Source organism: Cryobacterium sp. W22_MBD10_FK3 (assembly GCF_052113745.1).
GTDB lineage: Bacteria > Actinomycetota > Actinomycetes > Actinomycetales > Microbacteriaceae > Cryobacterium.
The window spans coordinates 49987-61785 of record NZ_JBGQOH010000010.1 but is presented as its reverse complement, the minus strand read 5'-3'; the positions used below and the strand labels follow the sequence as shown (position 1 = coordinate 61785).

At 71.7% G+C, this 11799-nt stretch carries 6 protein-coding genes; 2 read left to right on the top strand and 4 right to left on the bottom strand.

Going from position 1 to position 11799, the window contains the following annotated elements; genetic code table 11:
- Positions 1-113: 113 nt before the first annotated feature.
- Positions 114-1046 (top strand): TOMM precursor leader peptide-binding protein, encoded by a 933-nt coding sequence (locus ACEN2M_RS11400; RefSeq protein WP_441648241.1) that lies wholly within the window; start codon positions 114-116, stop codon positions 1044-1046.
- On the opposite strand, the gene ACEN2M_RS11395 is transcribed toward ACEN2M_RS11400, so the two are convergent.
- Together ACEN2M_RS11395 and nudC are read right to left on the bottom strand one after the other, a co-directional pair.
- Positions 937-2658, bottom strand: coding sequence for an ATP-dependent helicase (locus tag ACEN2M_RS11395; RefSeq protein WP_441648240.1), 1722 nt, complete (start codon positions 2656-2658; stop codon positions 937-939). The genes ACEN2M_RS11400 and ACEN2M_RS11395 overlap by 110 nt on opposite strands.
- Positions 2651-3613, bottom strand: coding sequence for an NAD(+) diphosphatase (gene nudC, locus ACEN2M_RS11390; protein WP_441648239.1), 963 nt, complete (start codon positions 3611-3613; stop codon positions 2651-2653). The genes ACEN2M_RS11395 and nudC overlap by 8 nt, the downstream gene beginning before the upstream one ends.
- A gap of 93 nt (positions 3614-3706) precedes the next feature.
- Between nudC and ACEN2M_RS11385 the strand changes: the two genes are divergently transcribed.
- Entirely contained in the window at positions 3707-4918 is a 1212-nt protein-coding gene (locus ACEN2M_RS11385) for a phosphotransferase (RefSeq protein ID WP_441648238.1), read from the top strand.
- Here ACEN2M_RS11385 and ACEN2M_RS11380 read toward each other — a convergent pair.
- Both ACEN2M_RS11380 and ACEN2M_RS11375 read right to left on the bottom strand, forming a co-directional pair.
- A complete protein-coding gene (locus ACEN2M_RS11380) occupies positions 4819-8241 on the bottom strand; it encodes a UvrD-helicase domain-containing protein (protein WP_441648237.1) in 3423 nt (1140 codons plus the stop codon). The two genes, ACEN2M_RS11385 and ACEN2M_RS11380, sit on opposite strands and share 100 nt — an antisense overlap.
- Entirely contained in the window at positions 8238-11714 is a 3477-nt protein-coding gene (locus ACEN2M_RS11375; protein WP_441648289.1) for an ATP-dependent helicase, read from the bottom strand. Before ACEN2M_RS11375 ends, ACEN2M_RS11380 begins: the two co-directional genes overlap by 4 nt.
- Positions 11715-11799 lie beyond the last annotated feature (85 nt).

Here is an 11799-nt window from a genome sequence, read left to right as displayed (position 1 = left end):
CTAGGGCCGGAGTCTGGGCTGGACCTGCGGATTCACCGCCGGCCGCATGCGCGACCGCCCTCTGCCTGTGGATGAATCCGGCGGCGCCGCTCAACCTGGGGGAAGATCGCCGGATGATCCTACGACTCGACCCTCGTTATCCCCTCGTCTGGCGCACTCCCGACACCATCCAGCTCGGCATCGACCGACCGCTGGCGATAGTGCCGGGTGTGACGGCGCCGCTGGAGAACGTGATCGCGGCGCTCCGGGTGGGGGTCCCCAGGTCGGGTGCGTTGATGCTCGGGCGGCAGTCCGGTGCCACGGATGCGGCGACCATCGCCTTGCTCGACGCGCTGGGCCCCGCGCTGGTCGGCCTCGACCCCGAGCAGACGCCACCCGGCACAGAGCCTCGCGCGGTCCTCCCGTTCGCCGGCAGATCGGCAGCCCCGGTGCACCCCGTTGACCACCCCGTGGAGCGCCCCGTCGTCTGTGTTGACGGTCACGGGCCCACGGCCGACCGCATCCGGGGCCTGCTCGCCGAACTGGAACTCACCGTGCTGACGCCGGAGGACCGCGCGCCCGGGGCGTCCCAGCTGCCCGATCTGGCCGTGATCGTGGACCACTTCGTGCTCGCGCCCCAACGGCACGGCCGCTGGTTGCGGCGTGATGTGCCGCACCTGCCGGTATTGTTCAGCGACACCGAGGCGCGTCTCGGTCCGCTCGTCGAGCCCGGCGCCGGCCCGTGCCTGACCTGCCTGGAACTCGACCACGTCGACGCTGACCCGGCCTGGCCCGCGATCGCCAGCCAGCTGCTGCACCGCACGGCACCCACCGAAACACCCCGGCTGGGCATCGCGGTGGCCGCCACGGCGGCCGGCATCGCGCACGAACGGGTGTTCGCGGCCTCGCACGAATACGCGGCCGTGTCGCTGGCGATCGACGCTAAGTCTGTGACGCTCAGGCGCCGCGCGCACCGGCCGCACGAGCGGTGCGGATGCCGATTTCTGCCAGAAAGCGTGATCGTTCGCGCGGGGAACGTTGCTGGTTTCCGGCCGCGGACCAGCTGAGCGCCAGCCGTTTGCGGGCGCGGGTGACGCCAACGTAGAGCAGCCGGCGTTCCTCGTCGACCTGCTCGAAGGTTCCGGCGTAGCTGATCGGCACGAGCCCCTCGGACAGGCCCACCACGAACACGGCGTCCCATTCCAGGCCCTTGGCCGAGTGCAGTGTGGCCAGGGTCACTGCCGCGACGGTGGGTTCGTGCTGGCCGGCCTGGCGTTCCATGAGTTCATCGGTGAACTGGCGGAAGGTGGTGCCGGGCGCCGCCTGGTCGACGAGGCCCATGATCGCGTTGAGCGCCTCCCACCGGTCCCGCACGGCCCCGCGGGTGTCCGGAGCGGTCTGGCTCCAGCCCAGGCCCCGCAGCACGTCGCTGACCGATTTGAACAGCGGCTCGCCCATGATCGAGACGGATGCCGCGCGCAGCGACATCACCGCCTGCTTCACCTCGGGCAGGTCGAAGAACCGCTTGGAGCCGCGGATCTGGAAGCTCACCCCGGCATCCCCGAGCGCGGTCTCGAGCAGCGCGGCCTGCACGTTCACCCGGTACAGCACCGCGATGTTCTCCGGGGCCATGCCGGATTCGATGAGCTCGAAGATGCTCTGCGCCACCCCGCGGGCCTCGGCCATGTCATTGGGGTACTCCCGCACGGCGGGCTCCACCCCGGTCTCGGCGACGGCGGCGTGCAACGACAGCGCACCGGGCCGGCCGCGCATCAGCTGGTTGGCAGTGGCGACGATCGCGGCGGTGGACCTGTAGTTCTGTTCCAGGCGCACCACGGTGGCGTCCTCGTAGTGTTTGGGAAAGTCGAGCAGGTAGTCACTGCGGGCGCCCGCGAACGAGTAGATGGTCTGGCTGGCATCGCCGACCACGCAGAGGTCCCGCCGGTCGCCGAGCCACAGCTTGAGCAGGTCGTACTGCAGCGGGGAGACGTCCTGGAACTCGTCGACGACGAAGAACCTGTACTGCTCGCGCACCTGCAGCGCCACGGACGGTTCGGCCTCGATCATGCCGGCCATGGCCAGCAGCACGTCTTCGAAGTCGATCTGCTTGCGGTCGTCTTTCAGCCGCTCGTAGCCGGCCTGCATGTCCAGGGTCTGGTCGATGTCGAGCCGGCCCGGCAGCGCCCGTCCGGCGGTGGCGTACTGGTCGAGGCTGAGCCCGGAGGTCTTGCGCCATTCGATTTCCCCGGCCAGGTCACGCAGGGTGGCCGTGTCGAGCTTGAGCTTGAGCACCTCGGCGGCGTGGCCGAGCAGCCGGCCCTTGCCCTCGAGGATGCGCGGCGCCTGGCCGCCGACGACGTGCGGCCAGAAATAGTTGAGCTGGCTCAGCGCCGCCGCGTGGAAGGTGCGCGCGGCGACCCCGCCGGCGCCGAGCTGCCGCAGACGCCCGCGCAGCTCGGCGGCGGACCGGGCGGTGAAGGTGAGCGCCATCACCCGGTTCGGCGAGTAGGCGCCGCTCATCACGCCGTACGCGATGCGGTGGGTGATGGCCCTGGTCTTGCCCGTGCCGGCGCCGGCCAGCATGCAGACCGGGCCGATCAGGGCTTCGGCGGCGACGCGCTGCTGCTCGTCGAGTCCGGTGAGCAGCGACTCGGCGGTGGGGGCCAGCCGGTCAGACACCCGGCAGCTCCGGCCGGGCCAACCAGTCGTCGATCAGGGCGCGGGCGATCGAGGAGGGCCCCGGCAGCATGATGCCGTTGTCGGGGTCGGCGAGTTCCGCCCGGCTGAACCAGCGCAGGTCGAGGATCTCGGTGCCGTCGGGCACCAGACCATCGGAGAGCTGACCGTCGGCCAGGCGGGCGGTGAAGCCGACCATGATCGACGCCGGGAACGGCCACGGCTGCGACCCCCGGTAAACCGGGTCGGCGACTCGCATGCCGGACTCTTCGAACACCTCCCGCACCACGGCCGATTCGAACGATTCGCCGGGTTCGACGAACCCGGCCAACAGCGAATACCGGTTGGCCTCCCACATGGCGTTGGAGCCGAGCAGCACCCTGTCGCGGTCGTCGGTGATCAGCACGATCACGGCCGCGTCGGTGCGCGGGAACACTTGGCTGCCGTCGACGGGGCAGTGGCGCACCCAGCCGCCGGTGGTGACGTTCGTCGCGGCGCCGCAGCGCGGGCAGTGCGGGTGCGAGTCATGCCAGTGCAGGATGCCGAGGGATTCGGTGAGGATGCCGGTGTCCCGGTCGGAGAGCACGGTGGCGTAGTCGCGGAGCCCGACCCATTGTGATTCGTCAGGTTCGAGCAGGGTGGCCTGCTCGTCGCTGAGCGGCACGGCCACGAGCGGGGTGCCCACGGGCTCGGCGGCGGCGGTGTCGAGCGAGCGACCCAGGTACACCCGCACGGCGGACGCCACGGCGGTGGGCAGGTCGCCCGGAGCGAGCAGCCGCAGCCGGGGAGTGCCGTCGGAGGGCTCGGCGAGCAGCACCTTGCCGTGCCAGAGCGGCAGGGCGCGGGTGCCGGCATCCGCCCACAGCCGTTCGAACAGGTCAGGTTCGGCGCGGGCGTCGTTGTCGCGATCAACGGCGTGCCGGGAAAGCGGCAGTGTGGCCGTGAAGCTGAACGACATGAAACCCCTCAAAGATCGGGCAACACGTGCCGAAGTTGACTGCAGGCGTGGCGAATGGCCCCGCCGGGAGGAACTCGACCTAACCTAGAAGGCATGGCCAGATCCCACCTCACTCTAGCCGCGTTGGCCACCAATGCAGTTCCAGAGCTCGACGTCGCCCACGCCCGAAATCACAGTCTCGCCGGCAACGGGTCGTTCGACTCCGCACTGCTGGTCACCCGCGATGAGAAGGAGCTGATCATCCGGGTTCCCACGTCGCAGGCGGCCGAGACCGAGCAGTCCGCCGACCTCGTCGCGCTCCGCGCCCTCACCACCGGAAACCGCAGCCGGCTGCCGTTCGACGTGCCGGTTTTTGTGGGCCAGGCTCCGTTCGAGGGCACCAGGGCCGTGGTCTACGAGCGCCTGCCCGGCGCCTCCTACGATGCGGATGCGCTGACCGGCCACGAGGGCGTGTCCGGCTCGATCGGCCGCGCCATCGCCGCCATCCACGGCCTGCCGTCGGCGTTCATCGGCGACGCCGGCCTGGTGCAGCAGAGCGCGCAGGACTGCCGCACGTCCACCATCGACCTGATCGACCGGGCCGCGAACACGGGCAAGCTGCCCGCGGCGCTGCTGCGCCGCTGGGAATTGGCCACCGACGACGATTCGCTCTGGCAGTTCGCGCCGACCGTGATCCACGGCTCGCTCGCGGCGGAGTCCTTTCTGATCAGCGACGACGCCGTGTGCGCCGTGCTCGGCTGGTCGGCCCTGAGCGTCGGCGATCCCGCCCGCGACCTCAACTGGCTGCTCGCCGCCCGCGGTGACGCCGCCGAGACCGCGGTGGCCACCTACACCGCCGCCCGGCAGGGCAACGACCCGCTGATCACCCAGCGGGCGATGCTCTACGCCGAGCTGGAACTGGCCCGTTGGCTGCTGCACGGTGTTGACACCCACGACGAGGCCATCGTCGAGGACGCCGTGTCGATGCTCGACGGCCTCGTCGACAATGTGCACAGCCACACCATGAACTCGCTCTCCCCCGATACCGGGCCGATCCTCAGCGTCTCCGATGTCGAGTCGATGCTCAAGGACACTCCCCGCACCCGGGCCACCGGATCAGCGGGCCGCAACAGCGATGACGACTCCGAGTACGGCACCAGCGAGTTCGCCGACACCGGGTCGTTCTCCAGGGTCACGAGCTTCGACGGCACCGGCTTCGACACGGACTACACCGACGACTCCACGGGCCCGATTCCCACTGGCGACCCCACGGCGGATGACTCAGCCACCGATGACCAGGCCCGCAGAAGGTCCTCTTCGGAGTAGAGCCGCTCCGGGGCCACGATGCGGTCATCGGCGACGAAGTAGAACACCGCGTCGACGAGGTCCTGGTCGATGCCCTTCCAGGTCGCGTAGGCGAGCCGGTACAGCGCCAGCTGGGTCTGCTTGAGTTCGAGGTCGGCGGCGTCCTTGGGCGCCTTGCCGGTCTTCCAGTCCACCACCTGGTAGCCGGTGGCGGTCTTGTAGACGGCGTCGAGCTTGCAGATGAACACCTGGTCGCCCAGCACGTGGTGGATCTCGATCTCCACCTCCTCCGGCGCCAGCGCCGCCCAGGGCGAGCGTTCGAAGGTGGCCTTGAACGTCTCCAGCTGCTCTAGCTCCAACCCGGCGCCGGTGTCAGGGGCGGTATCGAGCTCGAGGTCGGTTTCGACGTCGAGCTCGGTCAGGCCCGCGTCGATGAGGTCACCGGATGACGCCCCGGTGGAGCGTTGCTCGACCCAGGAGTGGAACAGGGTGCCCAGCCGGGTGGCCCGGTATGGCCGCTCCGGCATCGGTCGGCGCAGCCGCGCCAGCACCGCCGCGGGATCGTCGACGTAGTCCTTGAACCTGGATGCCGGGATCCGGGTGGGCAGGTCGAGCGAGCCGGGGCCGGCCAGACGCTCTGCCCGTTCCGTGAGCAGCAGGGTCACCTCCCGGGACCAGGGCGTCTCGGCGGCGCCGGCCGCGGCATCCGCATCGGTGGGCGCGCCAGCGTCGGCGCCCTGCTCGTCGTGCGCGCGCACCAGGGCGGCCGCGGCCTCGACCACCGGGCGGCGGGTGCCGAGCGGGTCGAACGGCCACACCTCGGTGGCGTCGTCGTCGGTGACCGGCTTCTCGTCGTGCTCGCTGCCCTCCGGCAGGTCGGCGATCAGCCCGGCCTCGGCCAGTTCGAGCAGGTAGCGGCTGGGCTTTCGCACTGTCGTTCCGCCGCCCCAGAACGCCCCGGTGAGCAGCAGCTGCTGCTGGGCCCGGGTGGTGGCCACGTAGATCAGCCGGCGTTCCTCGGCGTCGTGCCGGTCGGCGAGCTGCTCCTTGTAGAGGGTGAAGCCCTCGTCGAATTCGAGCTGCGTCTCGTGACCGAGGCGCTTGAGTTCGGGCAGTTCGGCCCGGTCGCCGCGGCAGGGGTAGGGCAGTTCGCCGAAGCGCAACCAGCCCGTCGTCTCCCGGCTCTGTGCGGGCAGGTTCTTCTCGGTGAGCCCGGGGATGGCCACGTAGTCCCACTCCAGGCCCTTGGAGCCGTGGATGGTGAGCAGCTGCACGGTGCCGGGTTCGGCCGCTTCGCCGCGCGGACCGAGGTCGTCCTGGCGTTCCGCCCGGGCCAGCCAGCGCAGGAAGCTGGCCAGGGTGCCCAGCTCGTCACTGTCGAGGAACGCAGAGACGGCATCGTGGAACGCGTACAGGTTGGCCAGGGCCCGGCCGTGGCTCTCGTTGGCGACCAGTTCCAGGTCGAGCAGGGTCTCCTGTTCGATCAGCCGCACGAAGTCGAGCAGCCCCAGGTTGGCGCGGCTGCGCAGCCAGGCCAGCTGCCGGCCGGCCTGGCGCAGGCGCTGCCGGCCCTCGGCGCTGAAATCGGCCAATTGGCCGTGTGACTCGCCGGCGGCGGCCACGAAGTCGAGCGCGTCGACGAGCGACCGGCTCTCTTCGGTGGCCACGGATGCGCGCAGCTTGGCCTTGAGCTCGTCGGTGACGGCCTTCTGCGCCCAGTCGTGCGTGGCCAGCCAGCCGGCCACGTTGGAGAGGACCTGCAGATCCCGCACCCCGACGCGCCAGCGGCCGCCGGTGAGCAGCCGGATCAGGTCGCTGCCGGCCGAGGGGTCGTGCACGACCCGCAGCACCGCCAGCACATCGGCCACCTCGGGGGTGGAGAGCAGGCCGCCGAGGCCGAGAACGTGCGCGGGCACACCGTGTTCGCGCAGCACCTCGGCGTAGAACTCCATGTCGCGGCGGGCGCGGAACAGCATGGCGCCGGACCTGGGTGCCGCGTCCGCGTCGCCGGGGGTGGCAGCGAGCCTTCCGGCGAACCAGCGGGCGACGGCCGCGGCCTCGTCGGCGATGGTCTCGTGCATGCCCGCGTCGACGGAGCCCGTGGCCTTGCCAGGCGGAACCTTGAGGGTCTCCACCTGGATGCCGTTCGGCCGGGCACGCAGCTGGGCGCTCAGCGGGGCGACCAGGGCGTTGGCGGTCTCGAGCACGGTGACCGGGTTGCGCCAGGTGAACGAGAGCGACATCGACGGCGCTGCGGTGTTGGGCAGCTCGGCGAAGTCGGTGGAGAAGCCGAGCAGGTTGGCGGAACTGGCGCCGCGCCAGCCGTAGATGGACTGGTGCGGGTCGCCGACCGCCATCACCGGGTGGTGGGCGAACAGGGTGCGCAGCAGCTCCGTCTGCAGCACCGAGGTGTCCTGGTATTCGTCCAGGAGCACGATGCGGTACTGCTCGCGGTAACGGGTCACCAGGGCCGGCACCTTGCGGCAGACCTGCAGCGCCAGGGCCACCTGGTCGGAGAATTCGATCAGGCCCTGACGGCGTTTCTCGGCCCCGTAGGCATCCGCGAGTTCGGCCAGCACCGGCAGCGGCGCGACGGCGGCGATGGCCTCGAGCACCGAGTCGTACGGCTTCTTCTTGCGCGGGTTGCCGTAGGGCAGGTCGGCGAGGTAACCGAAGCTGGTCGCCAGGCGGGCCAGGTCGTGCGGCACCGGCTCCTCGCCGGGCACGAACGGGGGCGGGTTCTCGGCCAGGGCCCGGCTGAGCGACAGCACCGCATCCGTGACGGCGTCGACGCCCTTGCCGTACTGCACCAGCCGGCCGTCGCCGTTGGCGACCACCACCCGGCGGGCGAGCAGCCAGGCGCTGGTCTCGCTGAGCAGCACCGACTCGGGTTCGCGGCCGAGCAGCAGCGCGTTGTCGGTGAAGAGCCGGCTGGCGAAGGAGTTGTAGGTGGAGACGGCGGGGGCGTTGAACAGGTCGGCCGAATCGAGGCTCCGCACCATACCGGGTTCGCCGGCCGTCGTGGCGGCGCTGCTGGGCATCAACCCGGCCTCGCCGAGCTGGTGGATGCGTGAGTTGATGCGTTCGGCGAGTTCGCCGGCGGCCTTGCGGGTGAAGGTCAGGCCCAGGATCTGGTCGGGCCTGGCGTGGCCGTTGGCCAGCAGCCAGAGCACCCGGTTGGCCATGGTCTCGGTCTTGCCGCTGCCGGCGCCGGCCACCACCAGGGTGGGGCTGAGCGGGGCCTCGATCACGGCCTGCTGTTCGCTGGTGGGCGGGAACATGCCCAGCGCCTCGGCGATGTCGAGGGCGCTGACCGGCGGCGCCGGCGTGTGGGGGGTACTCATGAGCTGACCTGCTTGATGACGTGGATGCGGCACGAGCCGTAGGAGCGGGGGTTGAGGCAGTGGTCGGCGATCTCGGCCACGAATGTGGCGCCGCCCATGCCGGCGGCATCGTCGGTGACCCGTTTGGTGAAGGTCGCGAGTTCGTCCGGCGTGAAGGCGGGCTGGGTGGGGTTGCGGTAGTTCTGCTTCTGGGTGCCGGAGGACACGATGACCAGGCGGGCGCCGGCCAGCTCCATGCCGGGTTCGAGGCCGTCGATGACGCCGGCGGAGAAGGCCAGCTGGTAGGCGCCGAGCTGCGGGTGCTCGGCGACCCCGGTGTCGCTGGTAGGGTCGCCCTTGCCGGTCTTGAGGTCCACGATCACGGCGCGGCCATCGGGCAGCCGCTCCACCCTGTCGATGGTGCCCGAGAGCACGGCCCCGTCCAGGTCCAGGTTGAAGCGTCCCTCGGCGCTGAGCAGTCGGGTGCCGTCGCGGGCGCCGTCGCCGAGATAGGCGGCGAGCCGGTCGGTGAGCTCGCGGGCCTGGGTCTTCTGCACCCTGGACTGCCAGTCGGCGTCGAAGGCGAGTTCGCCCCAGCGCGCCTCGACGCCGGCCCAGAGCGCATCCGCGGTGATCTGGCCGGGGTCGGGCGCGTTGGCGGGGTCGGTGGCGTCTTCCATCACCTTGTGGATGATGGTGCCCAGGTTGGCCGCGGTGCTCGAGTCGCCGCCGCCGATCTGGCCGATCAGCCAGTGCAGCGGGCAGGTCTCGAACGCCGACATGCGCGAGGGCGACACGCGCACGGGTCCGTCGCCGGCGTCGGGGTCGTTGAGGGGCCGCGTGGTGCTGGCCTGGCGCAGGCCGTACCATTCGGCGGGCGACGCTCCCGGCACCTTCTCGCGGGCCAGGCGTGCCAGGGTGGCGGCGGCATCCGTGGCCCGCATCGGCAGCACGGCGGGCAGGGCGGCCACGGGGTCGGCGTCCGCCGTGGCGTGCAGGCGGGGGCGCAGGGTGTGGGTGAGGTCGCGGCGGAGTCGCCCGACCAGTCCGCGCAGCGACAGCGGGTAGCGGGCCAGGGGTGCGGGGTCCGGCTCCGGCAGCAGCCGCAGGAACGCCGAGGGCTGGTTCTCGTCGTTGTCGACGGCGGTCACCAGCAGTTCGGTGCGGCTGCGGGAGGCGGCCTGGGCGAACATGCGCAGTTCGTCGTGCAGCACGCTGGTGCGGGCGCCCGCCGGGTCGGGCCGCTCCCCCGCCGCGAGCAGGGCCAGGTCGCCGGCGCCGAGCAGCGAGCCGCGGATGCGCAGGTCGGGCCAGACGTTCTCCTGCACGCCGGCGAGCACCACCAGGTCGTAGTCACGGCCGATGGTGCCGCTGGGGGTGGAGACGAGCACGGATTCGGCCAGGGCGCGCGGGGCGAGGGTGTCTTCGGGCACGTCGGTGTCGACGAGGTGTTCCACGAACAAGACGGGCGGGGCCGCCGGGGTGCGTTCGACGAAGCGTTGCGCGGCCGAGAACAGGGCCACGATGGCGTCGAGGTTGTGGTTGGCCTCGTCGGCGTCGATGCCGGTGCCGGTGGATTGCTCGGCCCAGGCCGGCGCGAGGCCGCTGCGCTGCCAGAGTCCCCAGAGGAGTTCCTCGATGGTGGCTCCGGCGGCGAAGGCGGTGCGGGTCTGGCGAAGGTTCTTGGCGCAGGATGCGGCCCGGCGGGCGGTGCGGTTGTCGATCGGCTCGAGCAGGGCCGGGTTGGCGAAGACCTCGACGAGCAGCTCGTCGGCGGTGCGGGCGCCGTCGTTGCCTGGCGTGGGTTGGCCGGGCTCGGGTTCGCCGGGGCTGGGGTCAACGGGTTCGGGGTCGCCGGGTTCGGGCCGGCTGAGTTCCTGTTGCCGCAGCGCCGCACGCAGGCGACGCAGGGTGATCGGGTCGAGGCCGCCGAGCGGGCCGCGGAGCAGGTCAACCGCCGCGTCGGCGTCGAGCGGGCGGCGGCCGAGGGTGATGTCGAGGGCGAGGATGAAGGCCCGCACGGCAGGTTCATCGCGCAGGGCAGTCTGGGCGGCGGCCACCTGGGTGGGCACCTCGAGGGCGGCGAGGCCCTTGGACAGCGCGGGCACCAGAGCGCCGGTGCGCACGATCACGGCCATCCGCCCCCAGGGCAGGCCGTCGAGCACGTGACGTTCGCGCAGACGCCGGGCGATCACGGCAAGCTGGTCGGCGGGGCTGGCGGTGACGACGGTCTGCACGGCGCCTGGCGCCGCGGCGGTCACGGAAGCGGGCACCGCGGCGGGCTCCGAAGCGGGCACCGCGGCGGGCTCGGCGCCCGCATTCTGAACCTCCGCCGAATTGCCGGCCGCGCGTTGTGTGCCGGCCGCGGCGGCACCGATCCGTCCGGTGAACTCGCGGATCACGCCGCGCAGCTCGCTGCCGTGCCTGTGCACGGTGTCGAGGATGCGGGTGTCCACCTCGGGCAGCCGCAGGTAGTGGCCGAGCCGGCCGAGGGCATCCGGGTGGGCGCCGCGGAACGACCCGGTGCTGAGGTCGGGGTCGCCGAACGCCACGATCGTGACGCCCCTGGCGGCGAACTGGGCGAGCAGGGCCAGGGTCGACTGGGTGGCCTCCTGGGCGTCGTCGAGCACGATCAGCTTGAGCGCGCCGAGCGGACCGAGCGGGTTGCCTGCGGTCACGGCGGGCAGCGCGGTGGGCCCGGCGACGCCGGCCGGTCGCGGCGGCAGCCGGGGGGCGTCCTGCACGATGGCCGCGGCGAACTGCACGAGCTCGGTGGAGTCGAACTGGCCAGGCCGGCTCTGATCCTTGATCTCCTGGTAGTCGCCGATGAACGTGGCGGCGGCGGCCCACTCCGGGCGGTCGTGGGCTTCGGCGAGGGCGGCGAGGCGTGCGGGGGTGACCCCGTACTCCACGGCGCGCATCATCAGGTCGCGCAGCTCGGTGCGGAAGCCGCGCAGCCCCCGCACCTCGGCGTCGAGCGGGCTCGGCCAGGCCGGTCCGGTGCCCGAGGCGATGTCGCCCGCCAGAATCTCGGCGATGATCTGGTCTTGTTCGCCGCCGGTTAGCAGCGTCGGGCTGGTGCGGCCGGTCGCCACCTCGGCGTCGCGCACGATCTGGAAGGCCACGGAGTTCATGGTGCGGGCCAGCGGACCGTTCGTGGGCACCTTGAGGCGCAGGGCCAGCCTGTCGCGGAGCGCCGTGGCGCCGGTGCGGGTGGGCACGAGCACCAGCACCTCGCTGGGCGAGAAACCGCGGGCGAGCACGCGGTCGGCGACGAACTCCACGAGGGTGTGGGTCTTGCCAGAGCCCGGGGCGCCGATCACCGCGGCCGACCGGTCGACCGGCAGGCGCAGAACGGCCTGCTGGGAGGCATCCAGGCCGGGGAATCCGGCGGGCGGTGCGGCCTCGGCCGACAGCGGCGCGGGGGTGGCCGGGGCAGCACGCCCGGCTGCGGGGACGGCGGGATCGTCGAGCAGTTCGGACACCGGGTTCATCACGGTCCAACGGTAACGGGTTGCGCCGACAGTGAACGTGGCGGGCCGAGCATGGGGCATGTCGTAATCTGAGCGGGTAGGCAAC

Coding starts and splice junctions, on each gene's coding strand:
- ACEN2M_RS11400 (WP_441648241.1), top strand. CDS start 114: ATGATCCTACGACTCGACCCTCGTTATCCCCTCGTCTGGCGCACTCCC.
- ACEN2M_RS11385 (WP_441648238.1), top strand. CDS start 3,707: ATGGCCAGATCCCACCTCACTCTAGCCGCGTTGGCCACCAATGCAGTT.
- ACEN2M_RS11375 (WP_441648289.1), bottom strand. CDS start 11,714: ATGAACCCGGTGTCCGAACTGCTCGACGATCCCGCCGTCCCCGCAGCC.
- nudC (WP_441648239.1), bottom strand. CDS start 3,613: ATGTCGTTCAGCTTCACGGCCACACTGCCGCTTTCCCGGCACGCCGTT.
- ACEN2M_RS11380 (WP_441648237.1), bottom strand. CDS start 8,241: ATGAGTACCCCCCACACGCCGGCGCCGCCGGTCAGCGCCCTCGACATC.